The 21207-nt window shown below is 72.2% G+C and carries 18 protein-coding genes and 1 pseudogene; 9 read left to right on the forward strand and 10 right to left on the reverse strand.

Annotation, left to right across the window (positions count from 1 at the left end):
* Positions 1-11: 11 nt before the first annotated feature.
* Together CEQ11_RS01155 and CEQ11_RS01160 are read left to right on the forward strand one after the other, a co-directional pair.
* Positions 12-476, forward strand: a pseudogene (locus CEQ11_RS01155) (DDE-type integrase/transposase/recombinase); the annotation flags it as partial.
* Between the two features lie 154 nt (positions 477-630).
* On the forward strand, positions 631-1845 hold the full coding sequence (locus CEQ11_RS01160) for an FAD-dependent monooxygenase (RefSeq protein ID WP_193762961.1): 1215 nt from the start codon (positions 631-633) through the stop codon (positions 1843-1845).
* 50 nt (positions 1846-1895) lie between these two features.
* On the opposite strand, the gene CEQ11_RS01165 is transcribed toward CEQ11_RS01160, so the two are convergent.
* Positions 1896-2414, reverse strand: coding sequence for a GyrI-like domain-containing protein (locus CEQ11_RS01165; RefSeq protein WP_088477479.1), 519 nt, complete (start codon positions 2412-2414; stop codon positions 1896-1898).
* A gap of 145 nt (positions 2415-2559) precedes the next feature.
* Complete coding sequence (locus CEQ11_RS01170) at positions 2560-3483, reverse strand: AEC family transporter (RefSeq protein ID WP_088478830.1); 924 nt, start codon at positions 3481-3483, stop codon at positions 2560-2562.
* A 138-nt stretch (positions 3484-3621) separates the two neighbouring features.
* Here CEQ11_RS01170 and CEQ11_RS01175 point away from each other — a divergent pair, with 138 nt between their 5' ends.
* Together CEQ11_RS01175 and CEQ11_RS01180 are read left to right on the forward strand one after the other, a co-directional pair.
* Positions 3622-4656, forward strand: coding sequence for an NADP-dependent oxidoreductase (locus CEQ11_RS01175; RefSeq protein WP_088477480.1), 1035 nt, complete (start codon positions 3622-3624; stop codon positions 4654-4656).
* A gap of 50 nt (positions 4657-4706) precedes the next feature.
* Complete coding sequence (locus CEQ11_RS01180; RefSeq protein ID WP_088477481.1) at positions 4707-5189, forward strand: DUF2871 domain-containing protein; 483 nt, start codon at positions 4707-4709, stop codon at positions 5187-5189.
* A 248-nt stretch (positions 5190-5437) separates the two neighbouring features.
* Here CEQ11_RS01180 and CEQ11_RS01185 read toward each other — a convergent pair whose 3' ends face one another.
* Complete coding sequence (locus tag CEQ11_RS01185) at positions 5438-5944, reverse strand: hypothetical protein (RefSeq protein ID WP_088477482.1); 507 nt, start codon at positions 5942-5944, stop codon at positions 5438-5440.
* 292 nt (positions 5945-6236) lie between these two features.
* Here CEQ11_RS01185 and trpB point away from each other — a divergent pair, with 292 nt between their 5' ends.
* Positions 6237-7532, forward strand: a complete 1296-nt coding sequence (trpB, locus tag CEQ11_RS01190; RefSeq protein ID WP_088477483.1) for a tryptophan synthase subunit beta — start codon at positions 6237-6239, stop codon at positions 7530-7532.
* A gap of 36 nt (positions 7533-7568) precedes the next feature.
* Here the strand turns inward: trpB and CEQ11_RS01195 are convergent, their stop codons facing one another.
* Positions 7569-8543, reverse strand: coding sequence for an IS481 family transposase (locus tag CEQ11_RS01195; RefSeq protein WP_088478831.1), 975 nt, complete (start codon positions 8541-8543; stop codon positions 7569-7571).
* A 119-nt stretch (positions 8544-8662) separates the two neighbouring features.
* Here CEQ11_RS01195 and CEQ11_RS01200 point away from each other — a divergent pair, with 119 nt between their 5' ends.
* Positions 8663-10027: a PrpF domain-containing protein gene (locus tag CEQ11_RS01200; protein WP_088477484.1), complete on the forward strand. Its 1365-nt coding sequence runs from the start codon at positions 8663-8665 to the stop codon at positions 10025-10027.
* 94 nt (positions 10028-10121) lie between these two features.
* On the opposite strand, the gene CEQ11_RS01205 is transcribed toward CEQ11_RS01200, so the two are convergent.
* Positions 10122-11240 carry a dipeptide epimerase gene (locus tag CEQ11_RS01205; protein ID WP_088477485.1) on the reverse strand — a complete coding sequence of 373 codons (1119 nt, stop codon included), beginning with the start codon at positions 11238-11240 and terminating at the stop codon, positions 10122-10124.
* 1 nt (position 11241) lies between these two features.
* Positions 11242-12408, reverse strand: coding sequence for a DUF819 domain-containing protein (locus tag CEQ11_RS01210; RefSeq protein WP_088477486.1), 1167 nt, complete (start codon positions 12406-12408; stop codon positions 11242-11244).
* 277 nt (positions 12409-12685) lie between these two features.
* Between CEQ11_RS01210 and CEQ11_RS01215 the strand changes: the two genes are divergently transcribed.
* Positions 12686-13495 carry a DUF6226 family protein gene (locus tag CEQ11_RS01215; RefSeq protein WP_088477487.1) on the forward strand — a complete coding sequence of 270 codons (810 nt, stop codon included), beginning with the start codon at positions 12686-12688 and terminating at the stop codon, positions 13493-13495.
* 31 nt (positions 13496-13526) lie between these two features.
* Here the strand turns inward: CEQ11_RS01215 and CEQ11_RS01220 are convergent, their stop codons facing one another.
* Positions 13527-15155 (reverse strand): amidohydrolase, encoded by a 1629-nt coding sequence (locus tag CEQ11_RS01220; protein ID WP_087134411.1) that lies wholly within the window; start codon positions 15153-15155, stop codon positions 13527-13529.
* Positions 15156-15314: 159 nt separating this feature from the next.
* Here CEQ11_RS01220 and CEQ11_RS01225 point away from each other — a divergent pair, with 159 nt between their 5' ends.
* Positions 15315-15938: an acetyltransferase gene (locus tag CEQ11_RS01225; RefSeq protein WP_088477488.1), complete on the forward strand. Its 624-nt coding sequence runs from the start codon at positions 15315-15317 to the stop codon at positions 15936-15938.
* A 20-nt stretch (positions 15939-15958) separates the two neighbouring features.
* Here CEQ11_RS01225 and CEQ11_RS01230 read toward each other — a convergent pair whose 3' ends face one another.
* Positions 15959-18418 carry a YhgE/Pip domain-containing protein gene (locus CEQ11_RS01230; RefSeq protein WP_088477489.1) on the reverse strand — a complete coding sequence of 820 codons (2460 nt, stop codon included), beginning with the start codon at positions 18416-18418 and terminating at the stop codon, positions 15959-15961.
* Positions 18418-19191, reverse strand: a complete 774-nt coding sequence (locus tag CEQ11_RS01235) for an ATP-binding cassette domain-containing protein (RefSeq protein WP_227718663.1) — start codon at positions 19189-19191, stop codon at positions 18418-18420. The genes CEQ11_RS01230 and CEQ11_RS01235 overlap by 1 nt, the downstream gene beginning before the upstream one ends.
* 96 nt (positions 19192-19287) lie before the next feature.
* Here CEQ11_RS01235 and CEQ11_RS01240 point away from each other — a divergent pair, with 96 nt between their 5' ends.
* The gene (locus CEQ11_RS01240; protein WP_088477490.1) at positions 19288-19896 is read left to right on the forward strand and encodes a TetR/AcrR family transcriptional regulator; all 609 of its coding nucleotides are present in this window, start codon (positions 19288-19290) and stop codon (positions 19894-19896) included.
* 94 nt (positions 19897-19990) lie between these two features.
* On the opposite strand, the gene CEQ11_RS01245 is transcribed toward CEQ11_RS01240, so the two are convergent.
* The gene (locus CEQ11_RS01245) at positions 19991-21199 is read right to left on the reverse strand and encodes an amidohydrolase (protein WP_088477491.1); all 1209 of its coding nucleotides are present in this window, start codon (positions 21197-21199) and stop codon (positions 19991-19993) included.
* Positions 21200-21207: the final 8 nt, after the last annotated feature.

Genomic DNA, 21207 nt, shown 5'->3' on the forward strand with positions numbered 1-21207 from the left:
GCACCCGCGACCACCGGTACCAGCCCAGGCTCGGGGTGGGACACCTGCACACCGTGATCGATGACCACTCCCGGGTCGTCTACGTCGAGATGCACGCCGATGAACGCAAGGAAACCGCGATCGGTGTACTACGCCGGGCCGTCGCGTGGTTCGCCGACCGTGGCGTCACGGTGGAACGGGTGCTGTCGGACAACGGCTCGGCATACAGATCCGCCGCGTGGAGCCAGGCCTGCACCGAGCTGGGCATCACTGCCAAACGGACCCGACCGTATCGACCGCAGACCAACGGGAAGATCGAACGTTTCCACCGCACCCTGGCCGACGGATGGGCCTACGCCCGGTTCTACACCAGTGAGACCGAACGCCGAGATGCCCTTCCCGGCTGGATCCACTTCTACAATCACCACCGGGTCCACTCCGCGATCGGAGCCCCACCCATCACCAGGCTCAACAACCTGGCTGGACATCACAGCTAGGCCTCCTCCCCCGCCGCTTCACGCGACCCCGCCCGGCGGCCGGTGGGCGGTAGAGTCCAAGGACGCTGAGGCTCACCCTCCGCGGCACGAGAACGCCCATGTCAGTCGGGAAACGGCCGCTGACCGGGCACGACGAGGAGAAGCGAGGCCGCCGATGAGGATCGCAGTCGTGGGCGCCGGTATCGGAGGGCTGGCCCTGGCGGCCGGCCTGCAGCGCCGCGGCGCGGACGTGTTCGTGCTGGAGTCCTCCCCCACCCTCCGCTCGGGCGGCACGGCCATCACCCTGGCGCCCAACGCCCTGCGCGCCCTCGAGTCCCTCGGCTACGGCGACGCCCTGGCCGAGCACCCCTTCGCCGTCCGCACCGATGTGGCGGCACAGCGCTCCCCCTCGGGTCGGACGCTCACCCTGCTGCCCTCTGAGGTCCTCGCCCGCACCCGGGTGATGCTGCGCGAGGAGCTGCATCTGATGCTCGCAGCGGGCGTGACCTCCGGCCGCATCCGGCTGGGGTGCCGGGTGGAGTCCGTGACCACCGCGGGCACGGTCCGCTTCACGGACGGCAACGGCGTGGCCCGCACCTGGGCGTTCGACCTGGTGGTCGGCGCGGACGGCGCCCACTCGGCCGTGCGCCGCGCCTGGCCGAACGACCCCGGCCTGCAGGACGCCGGCTACGCGGCCTGGCGGGCCATCACCCGCGAGCCGGTGGACCTGACCGGCCCGGACGGCATCCACGCCGCCGGCGAGACCTGGGGCAACGGAGCCCGCTTCGGCTTCGCCCCGCTCGCGGACGGCCGCGCCTACTGGTTCGCGGTCGAGACCGATGCCCTCCTGAAGGCCCGCTGCGAGGAGCGGGACGCCCCCTCGGCGGACCTGCTGCAGCGCCTGGACGCCCTCTTCAGCGGCTGGCACGCCCCGATCCCCCAGCTGATCGCCGCCACCGACCCCGCGGACATGCACTTCAGCCCCGTGCAGGAGCTGGCCCGGGACCTGCCGACGTTCTCGCAGGGCCGGCTGGTCCTCGTCGGGGACGCCGCCCACGCGATGACCCCGAACCTCGCCCAGGGCGGGGCCCAGTCCCTCGAGGACGCCGCCACCCTCGCGATCTGCCTGGACCACCTGCTCACCGAGCCCCCCGGCCTGGTGAGCACGGACCGGCTGCGCCGCGCCCTCGACCGCTACGACACCCTCCGCCTGCCCCGCCTCCGCGAGATCACGCGGCTCTCCCGCAACCTCGGGACCATCGCGCACCTGCGCATGCCCGGCGCCGCGGCCCTGCGGAACTTCGCGCTGCGTCGGCTCCCGGACTCCCGCATCGCCGAGCCGATCCGGCGGATCGCGGACTGGCGCCCGCCGCCGCCCACCTGCCGCTGACCCACCGTCTTCCGGCCGTGGTCTCGGCGACCGGGTGCACCGCGGTCTGGTCAGTCCCGCAGCGGGACGGCGAGTCCGGTGATCAGGTCCGCGGGGTCCACGTCCGGCCCCGGCTCGGTGTCATACGCCTCCCAGAACAGGTCGGCCGGGACGAGGCCGCGGGCCTCGATCTCCGCGACGAACGCGCCCCACGCCTGGGGCAGCTGATCGTAGGGGCCGTGGTGGCGGGTGATCGCCAGCCGGCAGGCCGGCAGGGAGGACCCGACGACGGCCGGCTCCCCTTCTCCGGCCGGCTCGCCGTCCGCGGTGCCCGCCTTCAGGGGCGTGTCCACGGGGAAGCCGACCTCGAGGTCGACACCGTCGCAGAGTCCCTGACGGACGTCGCCCTCGTAGCGGGCGAAGGCGGGGCCTGCGGGTCGGAACCGTCCGGCCCGGATGGCCTCGCCGAGCAGGCCGAAGGCCTGGTCCATGGCCTCGTGCATGCGGTCGAGGGACTGGCCGCGGAACCGGACCACCGCGGTGTCGGCGCCCGGGAAGTCGAGGGTCTCGAGGGGCTGCAGTGTGCTCATGGCAGGCACGGTAGACCTCCGGCCCACGACCCGCCAGAGTGACCGGACAGGGTGAGCTGACAGGCGGAGGCGATTGCCGTCGTCGGGAAGGGAGCAGGGATGGGGGTCCGAGGGAGGGGGCAGGACGGGAGTGCGGCCCCGGGCGTCAGCCGCCCACCCGCTGGGCGAGGGCGATGAGGGCCGGCAGGGTGACCACGGACAGGACGGTTTGGGTGCCGATGAGGGCGGACATGAGGCGGACGTCGCCGCCCATGCGGGAGGCGAGGACGGCGGCCGTCGGGGTGACGGGCAGGGCCGTGATGACCACGAGCGCGATGAGCATGGGGCCGGTGATGCCCAGCGGGACGGCGATCGCCAGGGCCGCCAGTGGGAGGACCGCCAGCTTGAGGACAGCGCCGAGGGTGAGGGCCTTGACGTCCTGGCGGTCGACGCGGAGGGACAGGGCCGCGCCGGCGAGCAGCGTGCCGCAGACCAGGGTGGGCTGGGCGAGCAGCTGCAGGGTCGCGGTGACGGTGCCCGGCAGCGGCAGGCCCGTCAGGTTCACGGCCAGGCCGACCAGACAGGCCAGGATCAGCGGGTTGGTGGCGACCTCCCGGAGCACCGAGGGCCCCGAGTCCGAGGCGCGGCGGCCGGCGGCGAGGGTGACCACGGAGATCAGGTTCACCAGGGGCACGAGCACGGCCACGGCGAGCGCGAACGTGGCCACGCCCTGGCTGCCGTGGAGCGCGGAGACGAAGACCAGCCCCACATAGGTGTTGAAGCGGATGGTGCCCTGCATCAGGGACCCCCACTCCGGCCCGCGGACCCCGAGGAGCCGGCCGAGGCCCAGGGTGAGGGCGGCGACCGCGAGGACCGGGACGACCAAGGCGAGCAGCAGCGGGCCGAGCGCGACAGCGCCGAGGTCCGCGCCGGCGACGGCGTCGATGAACAGGGCCGGGGCGAACACCCAGTAGACGAGCCAGGACAGGCCGGGCCAGAACGCGCCGTCCGTGATCACACGGCGCTTCAGGACGGCGCCGGTGAGCAGCAGGATGACGATCGGGACGATCGCCGTGGTCACCAGGTCCATGGCGACCATGGCGCCGGATGCCGGGGCGCGGGTCTGCTGTGGGTCGGCGGGAGCGGGGTGGTCGGCGCAGGTCGGCGGGAGCGCGGCGGCGCACCGGACGGGTCGACGAGCCCCGGGCGCGGCTGACAGTGTCGTCACATGACTTCCGAGAAGGACACCAGCGCCCAGATCCCGACGCAGACCCGCCAGATCGTGCTGGCCTCCCGCCCGCACGGCGCCCCGACGCCCGAGGACTTCCGCCTCGAGACCGTGGACGTGCCCGCCCTCGAGGACGGGCAGGTGCTCGTGGCCAATGACGTGATGTCCGTGGACCCGTACATGCGCGGCCGCATGAACGACATGAAGTCCTACGTGCCGCCCTTCGAGCTGGACGCCCCGCTCGACGGCGGCGCCGTGGGCACCGTGGTGGACTCCAAGAGCGACGACGTGCCGGTGGGCACCCGGGTGCTGCACCAGCTCGGCTGGCGCGAGCACGCCGTGGTGAAGGCGAAGCACGTGCAGGCCGTGGACACGGAGGAGGTGCCGGACTCGGCGTACCTCGGCGTGCTCGGCATGCCCGGGCTGACCGCCTACGTGGGCCTGACGAAGATCGCCCAGTTCCAGGCCGGGGACACCGTGTTCGTCTCCGGCGCCGCCGGTGCCGTGGGCTCGGCGGTCGGGCAGATCGCCAAGGCGCTCGGGGCCAAGCGGGTCATCGGCTCGGCCGGCTCCCCGGAGAAGGTGGCGCGCCTGGAGGAGCTCGGCTTCGACGCCGCGTTCGACTACAAGTCCGGCGACCCCGCCGAGCTGCTGAAGGAGGCGGCCCCGGAGGGCATCGACGTGTACTTCGACAACGTCGGCGGCGACCACCTCGAGGCCGCCCTCGGGGCGCTCACCGTGGGCGGCCGCGTGGCCATGTGCGGCGCCGTCTCCCAGTACAACGCCACCGAGGCGGCCCCGGGGCCCCGCAACATGGCGCTGGCCGTGGGCAAGCGGCTGCGGCTGCAGGGCTTCATCGTGGCCGACCACCAGGACGTGACCGAGGAGTGGCTCGGCCAGGCCGTCGGCTGGCTGCAGGACGGCACCCTGCAGTTCGACGAGTCCGTCCGCGAGGGCCTCGACGACGCCCCGCAGGCGTTCATCGACCTGCTCGAGGGCGGCAACACCGGCAAGATGGTCGTCCGCCTGCGCTAACCGGAGGGCGGTCCGCCCGCACTGAGCGGCGGACGGCCTAGCGTGAAGGCATGATGAAGTCCTTCTACGCCGCCGCCACCTGGCTGACCCTGGGCCTGGCCGCCGGCGTCTTCTACCGCGAGTTCACCAAGCTGACCGGCAACCTCGGCGTGGAGACCGAGCTGAGCCTGATGCACACCCACATCCTGTCCCTGGGCATGATGCTCTTCCTGATCGTGCTGGCCCTGGACGCCGTGCTCACCCTCCACACCCGCCGGTCCTTCACGATCTTCTTCTGGGTCTACAACGCCGGCCTGACCGTCACGGTGGTCATGTTGCTGGTCCGCGGCCTGCTGACTCTGGACGGCAAGTCCCCGGCGGACACCTCCGCCGCGATCCCCGGCATGGCCGGCCTGGGCCACATCCTCATCACGATCGGCCTGATCGCCCTGTTCATGGCCGTGCGCGAGGGCATCGGCGAGCGCCAGGAGCGCCTCGCCGCCCGGCAGGCGCGGCTGCAGTCCACGCGCAAGGCGACCGCCTCAGGGGGCTGAGCCGACCGGCGCTCGGAGGGCTGAGCCGACCGGCGGAGGCGGCCGTCGTCAGGAGGCAGGTGGCGGAGGCGGCCGTCGTCGGGAGGCAGGTGGCGAAGTCTCGGACGGCCGTCGTCGGACGTCAGCCGGCCGGAGGTCAGGATGTTGCGCAGGACCCCTCGCTTACTGGTGAGGACACGCCCCCTCACCCCCGCAGCTCATTGCTCTTGACGGTGTGTCCTCACCACATGACCACAGCGCGGGATCCCTCAGCGCCGCCGCGGGCCCCGCCCCGGCAGCGGCCGGGCACGGAACGCCAGGACGGTCGCGGCGAGGAAGCAGGCGACCGCCGTCAGCACCAGGACCTGGCCGAGCGTGCGCGAGTCCGCGACGAGGTCCATGCTCATCACCCACACCATGAGCGCGAAGCCGAGCACCCCGGACAGGCCGGACCACCGCAGCCCCGGTCGGACCAGGCTGACGAGCGTGGCGGCTGCGGCGAGGACCGCGGCCACGGGGACCAGCAACGCTCCGACCCACAGGGAGCGGGGGCCGTTGGCGGCCGGCTGGGGAGGATCGGGAGGCGGTGCGGCGGTGCCGACGACCATGAAGGCCAGCGCACCGGCGAAGACCAGCAAGGCCGCCAGCCACACCCAGGCCACCGGCCGCGCAGGGCTGCGGAGCCTGGGGCCGACGGGGCCGGCGACCGACTCCCACGGCGGCCCCGGCTCAGGCTGCTGCTGACCGGTGCTCGACGGCCACTCATGCCCTGACATGACGCTCTCCTCTCGATACCCGTTCGCTCAGGCTACGCGTCGCTGGGGAGGCCCCGGCCCACCAGGCACCCCGGATACCCGGACGTCCCGGCCCACCCTGTGAGACACATTCGCCCCACATTCCGCGCAGCCTCCCGTCAGGAGTAGATTCACTGCCATGCAGACGCAGCAGCAGTGGTGGGCCGCCTGAGGGCGGCTCCCTTCTCCTGCGCACTGCACCGAAGCCGCCCGTCCCCTCGGGCGGCTTCTTCCGTATCCGGACCGGGGGGACCGCACTCGAAGGAGCACGACGATGACCGCCACCGACCCCCGCACCGCACACCGGCACCCGGAGCCGACCACCCTCGCCGAGGCCTGCGACCTCGTCCACACCCCGGACCTCGACGTCTCGGAGGACGGGATGTTCGGCACCTACGGCGGCGCGTTCCTGCCGCCGCAGCTCGAGGGCCCCATGCGCGAGGTCGCCGAGGCCTACCGGGAGGCCCGTGAGGACCCGGAGTTCTACGCCGAGTACACGCGCCTGCTGCGCGACTTCGTCGGCCGCCCGTCCCCGCTGACCCCGCTCGATCGCCTCTCGGCCGAGCTCGGCGGCGCGCGGATCGTGCTCAAGCGCGAGGACCTGAACCACACCGGCGCCCACAAGATCAACCACTGCGTGGGCGAGGCGCTGCTCGCCCGGCGCATGGGCAAGACGTCGCTCATCGCGGAGACCGGCGCCGGCCAGCACGGCGTCGCCCTGGCCACCGCCGCCGCGCTCGTGGGCCTGGACTGCGAGATCCACATGGGCGCCGTCGACATCGCCAAGCAGCACCCGAACGTGGTGCGCATGCGCCTGCTCGGCACCAAGGTCGTCTCCGTGGAGCGCGGGGGACGGTCCCTCAAGGAGGCCGTGGACTCGTCCTTCGAGGTCTATGCGGCCAACCCGGAGAAGTACCTCTTCGCGATCGGCTCCGTGGTGGGCCCGCACCCGTTCCCGACCGTCGTCCGCGACTTCCAGACCGTGGTCGGCCGCGAGTCCCGCCGCCAGTTCTCCGAGCGCTACGGCACGCTCCCGGACGCCGTGATCGCCTGCGTGGGCGGCGGCTCCAACGCCATGGGCGCGTTCACCGCCTACCTGGACGACGAAGACGTCCGACTGATCGGCGTCGAGCCCGGCGGCCGCTCCGACGCCACGGGCGAGCACGCCATGACGATGGGCCAGGGCGTCCCCGGCACGCTCCACGGCATGTCCACCCTGGTGCTGCAGGACGAGGACGGCACCCCGGACCCGGTCCACTCGATCGCCTCCGGCCTGGACTACCCGGGCGTCGGCCCGCAGCACGCCCGCTTCAAGGAGCTCGGCCGCGTGGAGTACGTGGCCGAGGACGACGCCGCCGTGCTCGACGCCTTCCAGCGCCTCTCCCGCACCGAGGGCATCGTGCCGGCGCTCGAGTCCGCGCACGCCGTGGCCCACGCCCTCCGCATCGCCCCGACCCTCGGTGAGGACCAGACGCTGCTGGTGAACCTCTCCGGACGCGGGGACAAGGACGTGGACTACGTGGCGGAGAAGCTCAGCATCACCGGGGACGCGGACGAGGTGGTGCGCTGAACCGTCCCGGGCACGCTGGCTAGGTGTACTCGGCCATCACGTTGATGACACTCGTTGAGCGGGAGTCTTGCCTCCAAGCGCGGTGTGGCCACGCTCAGTGTTGTACTCATGGAGCCACCGGGCAAGGGCGTCCGTGCGTTCAGTATTCGAGGCCCAGACCTGGCTGTAGGCCCATTCCTGCGCCAGCGTCCGGTTGTACCGCTCGACCTTGCCGTTCTGCCACGGGCAGTGCGGCCGGATGAACTTCTGCCGTGCACCCAAAGCTGAGACCGCTTCCTTGAACGCCTGCGAGTTCTTGTACGCCAAGGCGTTGTCCGTCATGACCCGTTCGATCCTGTCGATGCCGTGCTCAGCGAAGTACACCGCGGCCCGGGCCAGGAACCCGGCGCACGTGGGCCCGGTCTCATCCGGCAAGGCCTCGCTGTACGAGAGCCGGGAGCAATCGTCGACCATCGAGTGCACATAGTCGTACCCGATCTTGGGTCGACGTCCTTTGAGCGGAGCGGTAGCCGCCCTGCCATGCGCACGCCACCCGCCCCCGTCCGGGATCTTCCCGATCTTCTTCACGTCTACGTGCACCAACTGGCCAGGACGGTCTTTCTCATACCGGTGAGTGGTGGCCTTCGAAGAACGGATCACTTCCCCGGTCACCGGATCAAGACAGGCCAGGGCAGGCATCTGGTGACGGGCCAGGATCCGGTTCACCGTCCTGGCCGGGACCCCGACTCTGGTGCTGATCCAGTCCTGACCCCGCCGGTGCGTGCTGCGGGCCTGAAGGACTTGCTGTTCGGTCTGGGCGCTGGTTCTGCTCGGACAGTGGTGAGGCCTGCTGGAACGATCCTGCAGCCCGTGTTCGCCCTCGGTGCGGTAACGGGAGACCCACCGGTGCGCGCACTGACGCGAGATGCCCATCAAGGCCGCGGCGTGGGCCACGGGCATGCCCTCTTCCAGAACCCGGTGGACCAGTAGCGTCCTTCCATACAGGGTCAACCGGGCGTTAGCGTGGGACATGAGAACCTCCGTGGTGATTGGGATGCCGTTGACAAGCCCCACTTCACCCGGAGGTTCTCTTCATCGTCAACGGACTATCTGTCACCAACGTCATGGCCGAGTACAGCTAGGCTCGCTGCATGACCGAGACCTCCGTCCCCGCCGTCTTCGCCCGCGGCGGCACGTCCAAGGGCCTGTTCTTCCGCGCCGAGGACCTGCCCGAGGACCGTGCCGCCCGCGACCGGATCTTCCTGTCCGCCCTGGGCAGCCCGGACCCGCACGACCGCCAGCTCGACGGCATGGGCGGCGGCCTGTCCTCCCTGTCCAAGGCGGCCGTCCTCGGCCCGCCCACGCACCCGGACGCGGACGTGGACTACACGTTCGCCCAGGTCAGCGTGGACTCCCCGGTGGTGGACCACGGCCTGAACTGCGGGAACATGGCCGCCGCCGTCGCGCCCGTCGCCCTGGAGCTGGGCCTGCTCCCCCTTCCCGACGACGGCCCGCTCACCGTCCGCATCCACGCCACCAACACCGGTCAGCTGATCGAGGCCGAGCTGCAGGTCGCCTCCGGCAGGGCCGTCACCTCCGGTGACCTCGCCCTCGACGGGGTCGCCGGCACGGGTGCGCCCCTCCGGCTCGCCTTCCTCGAGCCCGGCGGCGCGATGACCGGCCGGCTCCTGCCCACCGGCAGCCCGACGGACGTGCTGGACGTCGACGGCGTCGGCCAGGTCGAGGTGTCCCTCGTGGACGCCGCGAATCCCGTGGTGTTCGTGGCCGCGGAGTCGCTGCGGACGGCCGGCACGGGGCTGAAGGACGAGGCGCTGGATGGCAGAGAGCTGGATGCCACGGCGTTGAATGACAGGGCGCCGAATGACAGGACACTGACCGGGGCGGAGACCCCGGAGCAGCTCGAGGCGATCGACGGCCTGGAGCCGATGCTGGAGCGGATCCGCCGGGCCGGTGCGGTGGCCATGGGCATGGCCGAGACTGCCGAGGCGGTGGGACTGGCGAACCCGAAGGTCGCCGTCGTCTCCCCCGCCCAGGACGCGGTGGGCCTCAGCGGAGAGACCCTGCCCGCCGCGGGGCAGGACATCACCGTGCGGATGGTCTCCATGGGCCGCATCCACCGCGCCGTCACCAGCACCGGGGCGCTCTGCCTGGCCGCCGCCGCGGCCGTCCCCGGCACGCTGCCCCACCGCATGCGCAGCGTCTCCGACACACTGTCCGACCGCACGCGCGGCGTCTCCTGCGGCGCGGAGGGCGAAACGGCCGTCGCAACGGCAGGCGAAGCGCCCGGCGAGACGGCCGGCGGAGGCGAGGGAGCCGTCGTCGGGAAGAAGGACGCAGAGAAGGCGGCGGTGTTGCGCATCGGCCACCCCTCCGGCGTCACCCCCGTGACAGCCGAGGTGGAACAGCGGGAGGACGGCACCTGTCATGCCCGCGGGGTGTCCCTGTTCCGCACCGCCCGGATCCTGATGCGCGGCGAGGTCCGCGTGCGCACCTGACCGGGCCCGGACACACGGACGGGGCGGCCCCGCATCCGCCGTGGATGCCGGGACCGCCCCGTCTCGCCCTGGGGTGGTGCCGCTGTGTGGAGGATCAGCCGCGGTGCGGGTCGTCCTCCGGGCGGAGCATGTCCAGCCCCAGGCCGGGACCACCGAGCAGGCGCAGGCGGCCGTCGTCCACCATGCCGCCGGCCGGCAGCGCGGAGGCGAACCAGGCCGGCGGGTCCAGGTCCACCATGGTGATGGACGGGCTGGCGAACGCCAGGTGGGCGGCGGCGGTGATGCCGATCTTCGGCTCCATCATGGCGCCCACCATGCAGGTGACGCCTGCGTCCTGCGCCAGCTGCGCGATCTTCAGCCCCTCGCCGAGGGACCCGGTCTTGGCGAGCTTGATGTTCAGCATGTCCGCGGCCTCGGCGGCCAGGACTCGCTGCGCGTCCGCGGCGGTCCACACGGACTCGTCCGCCATGATCGGGAACGGCGACTCGCGGCGCACCAGGGCCATGCCCTGAAGGTCCGCCTTCGCCACCGGCTGCTCCACGACCTCGATCGGCAACCCCTCGTCGTGCATGGTCTGGAGCATGGTGACGGCACCCTCCGGGGACCACCCCTGGTTGGCGTCGATGCGCAGCTTCACCCCGGGCTCGGCGGCCACCACGGCATGCAGCCGCTCCACGTCCTCGGCGGTGTCCCCGCCGAGCTTGACCTTCAGGATCCGGTAGCCGTCCGCCACCGCCTCACGGGCGTGGCGGGCCATGGTCTCCGGGTCCTCGAGGGACACGGTCATGTCCGAGTCGAAGGCGGCCTCCGGGTCGAAGGAGCCGCCGAGCAGCTCCACCACCGGACGGCCCTCGGCCTTGCCGATCGCGTCCCAGATCGCCACGTCCAGGGCCCCGCGGGCCGAGGACGCGCCGTCCACGGCACGCCGGGCGAGCTGCGCGAACTCGTCCGGCGTGCCGGTGACGCCCTCGACGGCCGCACGCAGCGGGCCCTCGAGGTTCGCGACGACGGACTCCGCACTCTCGCCGGTGACCGCCACGGTCTCCGCGGCGGTGCCCTGGCCGACCGTGCCGTCCGCGAGGTGGACCTCGCAGACCGCATAGGCCACGGCCTCGGTGCGGCGCTGCGCCGTCACGAACGGGCGCAGCAGCGGGCAGGCATGCAGCCGAGCGGAGACCCGGACGATGCGGTGGGAGTCCGTCGTCGCGTCCATGTCACATGCCCGCCATGATGGTGGCGCCGACCAGGCCGATCCAGGTGCCCAGGATCGAGCCGAGCAGTGCGAAGAGCACACCGACCGGGACCAGGTGACGGGAGAACGTGCCGGCGACCACGGGGGCCGAGGCCATGCCGCCCACGTTCGCCACGGAGGCGACGACCACGGAGAACAGGTCGGTCTTGGTGAGCTTCGCGTAGATCAGCATGAGCACGGCGTGGATCAGCAGGACCACGGCGCCGGCCAGCAGGAACCAGCCGCCCTCGGCGATCGCGGCGAAGTCGGAGCCCGAGGCGAGCTGGCCGATCACCATGAACAGCATCAGGGTGCCGACCTCATGCGAGCCGGCGATCTTGCCCAGCCTGGTCTGGGCGATGATCAGGCCCAGCACCGAGACGATGATGATGGTCCACGAGGTCGCGTTCACGGCGTCGGCGATGGAGGGGATGGCCTCCTCGAGCCAGGAGCCCAGGCGCAGGGCGACCGCGGAGACCAGGAGGCTGCCGAAGGTCAGACCCGCCAGGTTGGTGAGGTTGATGGCGCCCTTCTCCACCTGGGCGTTCTGGATGTGCCGGTCCAGGTAGGCGGTGTCCGCCTTGGTGAAGCGGTTGAACGCGCCGGAGAACACCACGGCGGAGAACATCAGCATCAGCCAGACCGAGTACATGACGGTGTCCGTGATCAGCGCGATGCCGAACGCGGACTCCGGCACGCCGACCATCCCCTGCACGGCGGCCATGTTCGCCGAGCCGCCGGTCCAGGAGCCCAGCAGGGCGCCGAGCGCCTTGTCCGAGCCCTCCGGCAGCAGCGGCTGGAAGATCAGGAAGGACAGGATGAACGCCGCGAAGATGGACACCGCGGTGACGAAGAAGGTGATCAGCAGCTTCGGGCCGAGCTGGATGATCTTCTTGATGTCGCACTGCAGCAGGAACAGGAAGACCATCGCCGGCAGCAGGAAGACGCGCAGCTCCTTGAGCGCGTCGCGCGCCTCGTTGTCCGCTTCGCCGAACACGCCGAGCGTGTTGAGCAGGGTGATGGTCAGGTACATCAGGACCATGGCCGGGACGTACTTGAAGAACTTCCAGCCGGTGGTCTTCTCGAGGACGATCAGCAGTCCGGCGACGCCGGCGACCACACCGATCATGAGCAGCCCGTCGGTGATCACGGGGGCCTCCTAGGTGACAGCCGCACGGTCCGGCCGCCCTTCCTGCTCGGAAGGCGCCGGACGTCCGTGCGGACGGGATACGAGTGGTGGCCACGCCCTCCCCGCCCGCACGCAGCGGGCCGGGGGCGGTGCTCACGGCCCGGGCCTGTGCAGGACCCGCGGCCCCGGACCGGCCGGGCGGAGAAACGTGACGCCGAACACTGTATACGCATGCCGGCCGGACGCGGACCGCGCACGGCTCAGCCCCGAGGCGTGTCAGCAGGTCTAGGCTCGGCCCATGGCACAGATCGAGCAGGTGCAGGCCGAGGTGGACCGGCGCTGGTCCGGCATGGACATGCCGTCCTGGCCGGACCCGCACCCCGGCGCACGGGAGCCTGCGCCCGAGCGGTACTCGCAGGTGACGGACCCTGAGCGCTACGGGATCGTCCACGCGCGCGCCCGCCTCTGGGCGCAGGTGCTGGTGGAGCACGGGGCCCGGGCCCAGCAGCTCACGCCCCGGCCGGTCCCCGACTGGCCCGAGGGCCCGCCTGCCCCGGTGGACCGCCTGATGCGCGTCGATCCCCCGTCGGGCGCCGCCGGCGCCCTCCCCCTGTACCTCTGCGAGACGGACGGGTCCGAGGCGGAGGCGAGTTCCGGCGTCGGGAATCAGCAGGAGGACGACGACGGCCGCTCACCGGACACTGCCGTCCCGCCGTCCCTGCGGATCGCCTGGGGGACGACGGACGTGGTGCTTGACGTGCAGCCGGACTGCGGGTGCGATGCCTGCGACAGCGGCTCCGCCGACCTGCTGGAGGCCGTGGACGACACCGTCCGAAGCGCGCTGGTGGACACCGTGCGGCTGGTCGGCCTCAGGCGCGGGCCGGGGCGGAGCGCGCAGCGGCAGTGGTCGCTGACCTGGCACGCGGACGGCAACGCCCAGGGGTCCGGGACGTTTCCGGGCGGACGCGGCCTGCGCCGGCACCAGCGGGACCGGGACGCCTGGCGGCGGATGAACGCGGCGTGCGAGCGGATCGCCCGCGGCGAGGAGCCCGACCTGCCGCGCGGCACGCAGGTGACGGTCGGACGGGCCTGGTTCCCTCAGGCGTGACCCCGGCGGCCCGGTCGGGCGGGACGGCGGCTCAGAGCCCGCCGTGCACCCAGACCCCGCCGACGGCGGTGGCGACGACCTCGATGTCCCCGATCTGCTCGGCCGGCACCTCCAGGGGGCTGGCGCCGAGCAGCACGAAGTCGGCGAGCTGGCCGGGGCGGATCTGGCCCTTGCGGCCGCCCCAGCCGGTGGCCACGGCCGAGCCCACGGTGTAGGCGTGCAGGGCCTCGGCGGCGGTGATGCGGTCGGCCGGGGAGAACTCACGGCCTGCGAAGGACCGGCGGAGCACGAAGTCCTGCATCACGCGCAGCGGGGCACCGTGGGTGACGGGGCGGTCGGAGGAGCCGGGCAGGACCATGCCGGCGTCCAGCAGGCGCTTGGCCGGGTAGGACAGCCTCGCCCGCTCCGCGCCGAGTCGCTCCTCCTCGCCCTCGCCGAATGCGGCGATGAAGTTCGGCTGGGTGGCCAGCACGATCCCCAGCCGGGCCATGTCCCGGATCTGGTCGTCCCGGACCACGCCGCCGTGCTCGATCCGGTGCGGTATGCGGGGACGGCCGTAGGACAGCTGCGCCTCCTCGATCGTCTCGATCGCGAAGTCCACGGCGGCGTCCCCCAGGGCGTGCAGCGCCAGGGACCAGCCGGCCGCGGCGGCCGCCAGTGTGGAAGCCCGCATGTGCGCGGCGTCCTGCTGCAGGTAGCCGTACACGTGGTGGCAGTGCTCGTACTCCTGCGTCATGGCGGCGGTGCGGCTCATGATCGAGCCGTCCGCGAAGACCTTCGCCGGGCCGACCTGCAGCCACTCGTCGCCCAGGCCCGTGCGCAGGCCGGCGTCCAGGGTGACGCGTTCGCCGTCGTCGGCATGGCCGGCCACCGGGTGCAGGGCGTCCAGCGTGACCATGGCCTGGAAGCGGGTCTTGAGCATGCCGGCGTCCCTGGCCCGCTGGTAGGCCCCGAACTCCAGGGGGCTGTGGCCGATCCAGCCGCCGGCCACACCGGCGTCCGTGACGGAGGTGAGCCCGTCGGCCGCATACGCCGCGGACGCCCGTTCGAGCGCGTCGGCGATCGACGTGTCCGATTCCGGCTGGAGCAGCCGGTTCACGGAGGACATGGCGGTCTCCTTGAGCACGCCGGTGGGCCGTCCGCCCGCGTCCGTGACGATCTCGCCGCCCTCGGGCTGCCGATGGATCCCCTCGGGGATGCCGGCCATGAACAGCACGGCGGAGTTGACGGTGTAGGCGTGGCCGTGGCTGTGGCGCAGCAGCACCGGACGACCCTTCGCCGCCGCGTCCAGGCCGTCGCGCTCCGGCTCGGGACCGGTCAGCTCGTCCGGGTTGTAGCCGGTGCACACCACCCACAGGCCCGGATCCAGCTGCGCGGCCCGCTCCTCGATGGCCGCGTAGACGGCGTCCGCGCTCTGAAGGCCCTCGAGGTCCAGCTCCAGCAGGGACTGGCCGAACCAGACGGAGTGTGCGTGGGCGTCGTTGAACCCGGGGGTGATGACCTGTCCGCCCGCGTCCACGCGGACCGCCGCGTCCAGGCCCTCGATGCGCTCGTCCACGCCCACGAACACGCCGTTCCACACGCCGAGCCTCGTGGCGGTGGGGCGGTGGAAGTCGCCGGTGATGATCCGGGCGTTCTCCACGATCAGGTCCAGCTGCATGCCTCGGCGGTCCCTTCCGTGTCCGTGCTGTCGGGTGAGCCACCAGTGTCCCCCATGCGTGCGCGCCACGCCTCCCGGCCCGCGTCGGCCGCTTCCCGACGACGGCCGCGCACCGCAGCCTGGGACGTCGCCCTGGCGGCGCCCCCGTACGCTCGAGCCATGACCTCTCCGCGGATCCTGCCCGCCGACCATCCCGACGTCCCCGCCCTCACCGCCGCCGGCTGGAGGGTCGTGCAGGAGTCCTGGGCCGCGCAGGCCGAGGCCACGGACGAGGCGCGCCGACGCTGGGAGGAGGCGGCCGCCGTCGTGAAGGAGTTGGGCGCGTTCCGCCCGCTCACCGTGGACGACGTCCCCGCGGCCCTCGCCCTGGACGCCGCCACCGCCGGCGACTACCCGGGCGGGCCGGCCACCGCGCATGCCCCCATGACAGCCGAGTCGGCCCGGCCGACCGATGTCCGCCACGCGTTCGGACTCTTCGCCGCGGACGGGGCGCTGACGGCTCTGACGTACCTGGACGTCGAGGGACCGGTGGCGGAGGTCGACTTCACCGTGGTCCGTGCGGACCTGCGCGGGCACGGGCTCGGCACGGCCCTCAAGGCCGCCTCGATGCTCGCCCTCGCCTTCCCCGCGTCCCCCGACGCCGGCCCCTCGCCTGCCGTGACCGTCTTCCGCACCGGAGGGGCAGCCGAGAACGCCGCGATCCTGCGCACCGTCGAGCGGCTCGGGTTCGTGGTGGACGAGCGGTGGCTGACGCTGGCGGCGCCCATCGGGGACCCGGGCTGAGGGCCGGACCGCCCTCCCCCTCAGCCCTGGAGCGCCGGGTGCAGGTCCTTCATGCGGAACCTGCGGCGTCGGTGGACCACCAGCATGTCCAGGGCCAGGGCGGCGGCCCCGATCACCAGCAGCACGGTCCACGCCGTCCAGAAGTGTTGCTCGGATCCGCCGGAGATCGCGACCCGGAACGCCTCGATCGAGTAGGTCATGGGCATGAACGGGTGCAGCGCCTGGAAGAAGCCCGGCAGGACCGCGGGCGGATAGGTTCCGCCGGTGGAGGCCAGCTGCAGGACCAGCAGGACCAGCAACACCGCGGAACCGGGCGTGCCCAGCGCGTTCTGGATCAGATGCGCGATGAGGGAGAACGTCGCGGCCACCAGAAGCGTGAGCGCCACCGCCCGCACGGGATGCACCGGCTCCAGGCCCAGGGGCATCGTGGCACCCAGCATCACCAGGCTGCCGACCATCGCCACCAGGCCCACCGGCAGCCACGCCGCGAGCGTCAGGGCCAGCGGGTTCCGGCGTCCGGCCAGCAGCCGGGCGCTCACCGGACGCATGATGTTGAAGGCGGCGATGCCGAACACCCACAGGGCGATGGAGAAGAACATCGGCGCCATGCCGCGGCCGTACACCTCGGCGGAGTGCTCCACATCCATGTTCGCCTTGACCGGACGGGACATCACGAGCGCCGCCTCGTCCCGCTCGCTCTCGGTCAGCGCAGGGATCTGCTCGACGCCGTCCTTGAGCTCTGTGGCCAGCTGACCGGCACCGTCCTCGAGCTCGTTCAGCCCCGAACGCAGTGACGCGGAGCCGTCCTTGAGCTCGCCGATGCCGCTGTCCAGCTCGACGGCTCCGGACTGCAGCTGCGTGGCGCCGTCCTCCAGCTGATGGGCGCCGTCGGCCAACGAGGCGTTGCCCTCGACGAGTTCGTCCGCACCGTCCTTGAGCTCGCCGAGCCCACTCTGCAGCGACCCGGCACCGTCCTGGAGGGCTCCCAGGCCCTGGTCGAGCTCGGTGGCACCCGCGCCGAGCTGCTCGAGGCCGTCCGCGAACCGTCCGGCCCCGTCCGCCAAGGTATCGGCGCCGGTCTTGGCCTCTCCGATGCCGCCCTGCAGGGTCTGTGCACCGTCGGCCACGGCGTGGGCGCCGTTGTTGAGGTCCGTGAGGTCCTTCTTGGCCTGCGCGGCCGCGTTCTCGCCGACGAGGGTCTGCACGCGCTCGTCGGCGGCCGCGGACAGGCCCGCCACCTCCTGCACCCTGTCATTGACCTCGGTGACACGCTCGTCTGCGCCCACGAGCGCCTTCTGCAGCGCGGCGTACTGCTCCGACTCCGCGAGGTCGGGGTCCTCCTCGCCGAGCTCGGCCAGGGCGGCCTGGGCCTCGGCGATGCGCGCCGACGCGCCCTCCTCGCCCTTCCCGGCGGCCGCGCCCACGCGCTGCACGCCCTCGTCCACGGCCGCGACGTCAGCGGCTACGGCGTCCTGGCGCTCGATCACGGTGTCCAGGCGGGGCACCACGGTGTCATGGAGCTTCTGGGTGCCGTCGGCCACCTGGGAGGCGCCGTCGGCGAGCTCGGCCGAACCGGCCTGCAGCTCGCCCAGGCCGTCGGAGAGGTCCTGGGCTCCCGACCGCAGGGTGGGGGCCTTCTCGGCGAGCTCACCGGCACCGGAGGCCAGCTTCTGGGAGCCGTCTCGAGCCTCGCCCAGACCGGAGCTCAGCTGCGTGGCACCGTCCTGGGCCTGGGAGACCCCGTCGGAGAGCTGGACCGCGCCGGCGGAGGCCTGATCGGCACCGTCGGCGAGCTCTCCGGCACCCGAGGCCAGCTCTCCGGCGCCCGAGACCAGCTGGGACGAGCCGTCCTTGGCCTCGGCGAGGCCTTCATCGAGCTGTGCGGAACCCTGCCGCGCCGAGGTGGCGCCCTCCTTCAGCTGCGCAGCTCCATCGGCGGCCTCGGACATGCCGCCGCGCAGCTCTCTCAGGTTGTCGAACACGGCTTCGAAGTACGCCTCGATCGCGGACCGGTTCACCGCCGCCTCCACCTTCGCCTCACTCGACGCGGTGACGGAGCCGATCACGAAGCCGTTCGCATCGTCACGGCGCAGGGTGATCTCGGCCTGCTGTGGCGTCTCGCCCCCGTCGGGGCTGATGAGGTTACTGCTGAGGTCGGAGGGGATCTCGAGGATGAGGTAGTAGCGCCCGTCGCGCAGGCCCTCCTCGGCCTCCTCACGGGTGGTCTCATGCCAGTCGAAGTCGTTGTCCTCCACCAGCCTCTCCGTCATGTCCGCGCCTGTGGTGAGGGTGGTATCTCCGTGCTTGACCGGCTTGTCCTCGTTCACGATGGCCACCGGAAGACGGTCCAGCTTCCCGTAGGGGTCCCAGTTCGCGGACAGGTAGAGGGCGCCGTAGAGCGCGGGCACGAGGACGACGAAGATCAGGGCGAGCAGCGGAAGGCCGCGGCGGAATCGACGGAGCTCGTAGCGGAACAGCATCAGTTCTCCCGGAAAGAGTGCAGGGTGAGGATCACGGCGTCGCGCGGGGTGGGCGCGGAGCCCACGGCACTCACGGCGAACGAGTGCCCGTGGTCCTTGAGGATGTCCATGGCGGAATAGAGGTGGGTCAGCTCGTCCACGGTCAGGGACGCGTCCACGTCGTCGAAGGTGACGAGCCGGGACGGGCGCAGACAGGCCAGGAGCGCGGCGATCAGCGCCCGGGTCAGCGCAGAGAGCTCCCCCACCTCCGCATCAGAGTCCACTCCCAGGCCGACGGCCTCGGCGAGGAGGGCGAAACGCTCCCTGCCTGCCCGGCGCCGGACGCCGTCCAGGAGGCAGCGCTCGTCCACCGCCTCGCGCACGGTGAGTGCCGGCTCGAGCTCCACCAGGTCCGTGACACGGGCGACGGCGGTGAGGGAGCGCAGCGCGTGGGGATGCCGAGACGCGTCGATCTCCGGCCGGTAGGCCCGTGCGGCGGGACGCTCCGCGCTGTCCAGCGCGACGTCCACGGGACCTCCGGTGAGGACGAGGTCCCCGCTCACGCCGTCGAGTCGGCCGGTCAGGGCCAGCAGCAGGGCCGAGCGGCCGGTGCCCTGTGAGCCGAGCACGGCCAGATGGGTCTGCGGCGGCAGCACCAGGTCCACCGGGCCGAAGACGGGCCCCCGGACGGTGCGCAGGGTCAGCCCCTGGGCCACCAGGGTGGACAGGGGCAGATCGTCTCGAGAGAAGTCGGAGGGCGGGAAGCCGGCGGCTGTCTCGGTGTCAGTGTGCATGGGGGACGAGATCCTCTTTGCCAGGTCGAGGCAGATTCAATACCATCGGCATTCAGTACCAACGGTATTCAATACCATCGGAATCGAAAGGCTAGCATGGCCACCCGACCCCGCCGTGAAGACGTCCGCACGGCCATCCTGGAGCACGCCGCGCGATCGTTCGAACAGGACGGCTACGCCCGGTCCTCCCTCGCCCGCATCGCCGCGCAGGCCGGATACACCAAGGGGGCCGTGTACTCCAGCTTCGAGGGGAAGCCGGACCTGTTCGCCTCGGCCTGCGCCTCCCAGTTCGAGAATGTCACGGTGGAGGCCATGGCGGGAATGGCGGACGCCCTGGACGACCCCGGCATGCCTCGTGACGCGCTGGTGGAGCGCATGGCGGACGCCCTGACGGACATCGTGCTGACGACCTCCGGAGCCTGGGCCTCGCTCCTCCACGAGTTCCAGGCGGCGGGTCTGCGGGAACCCACCGTGGGCGCCGCCTACCGGGACCTGACCACCCGGCGCCGTGACTTCCTCGCCGACCTGATCCGCAGGCACCGCGCACTCGAGAACGTCCCCGCCGCCCAGATCACGCACTCGGCGGGCCTGCTGCTGATGCTCATGCACACCCTGACGGTCGAGCGCCGCCTGGCACCGGACACCCTGCAGGCGGAGGATGTGCGGCGCACCCTGGCCGCGGCCGTGCACTCCCTACTTCCCTGACCGGGCCGGCAGGACCGCCAGAGGCAGGGCCGCCAGGCACAGGACCGGACCACGCGAGACGTCCCCGCGGCCGGCCCGGGCCTGCCCTGCCTGCTCACTCGCCCGCGTCGAACCGCGCCTTCGCCTCGGCGATCAGCCCCGGTTCGGCCAGCAGCTCCAAGGCGGTCGCGGCGAGCACGAGGGCACCGTCCACCGTGGCGGCGTCCGCCTTCTCCCCCACCGCGGCGGCGGTGAACTCCCGGGTGTGGTTGGCGATCCCGTGCTCCAGTTCGAGCATCGGGTGCATGGACGGCACCAGGTGGGACACGTTGCCCATGTCCGTGGAGGCGCCGAAGCTCGCATCCGTGGCCTCCGCACGCCCGACCGCCGCGAACACCTGACCGGCCAGCTCCGCCAGCACCGGGTTGTTCCGCATGTTCTCGTACGCCGGCGTCGGCGAGGTGATCTCCACCGTGCAGCCGGTGGCGATCGCCGCACCCTCGAAGCAGGCCCGCACCTTCGGCACGAGCGTGTCCATCAGGTAGTCCTTCTCCAGCGAGCGCACGAACACCCGGACCCCCGCGGACTCCGGGATGATGTTCGGCGCCTGCCCACCGTCGGTGACGATCGCGTGCACGCGCGCCCCGTCCTTGAGCTGCTGCCGCAGCAGGCCGATGGCCGTCAGGGACAGGGTGGCCGCGTCCAGCGCGTTGACGCCGTCGTGCGGGGTCGCCGCCGCATGGGAGGCGCGGCCGGCGAACGACACGTCCATGGCCACGCGGCCCATCGCGGCGAAGCCGGTCTCGTTGTACCCGGAGGGGTGGACCATCATCGCCACGTCCACGCCGTCCAGGACACCGGCCTCGATCATCGGCACCTTGCCGGCGGCCCCCTCCTCGGCCGGCGAGCCGACCACCACGAGGTGGGCGGCCGTCGTCGGGAAGCCCTGCGCACCGCCGGAGGCGAGCGCGTCACGGGTGAGCAGCGCCCCGCCGAGCCCGGCGGCGGCGATGATGTTGTGGCCGCAGGCGTGGCCGATCCCCTCGAGGGCGTCGTACTCGCAGAAGAAGGCGAGGGTCGGGGCGTCGTCCCCGGCGCCCTCGGTAGACCAGCGCGCCACGAAGGCCGTCTCCAGGTCCGCGTAGCCGCGCTCGACGGCGAAGCCCTCCCTCTCCAGCTCATCGGCCAGCAGGGCGGAGGCGCGCCTCTCCTCCCAGCGGATCTCCGGATGGGCGTGGATGTCCTCGGCGATCTCCACCAGCCGGCCCCGGCGCGCGGGGACGAGCTCGGTGTTCAGCGTCTCGACGGTCTTGGCGATGCCCATGTCAGGTC

The sequence above is a fragment of the Micrococcus sp. FDAARGOS_333 genome (assembly GCF_002206575.2).
GTDB classification, from domain to species: Bacteria; Actinomycetota; Actinomycetes; order Actinomycetales; family Micrococcaceae; genus Micrococcus; species Micrococcus lylae.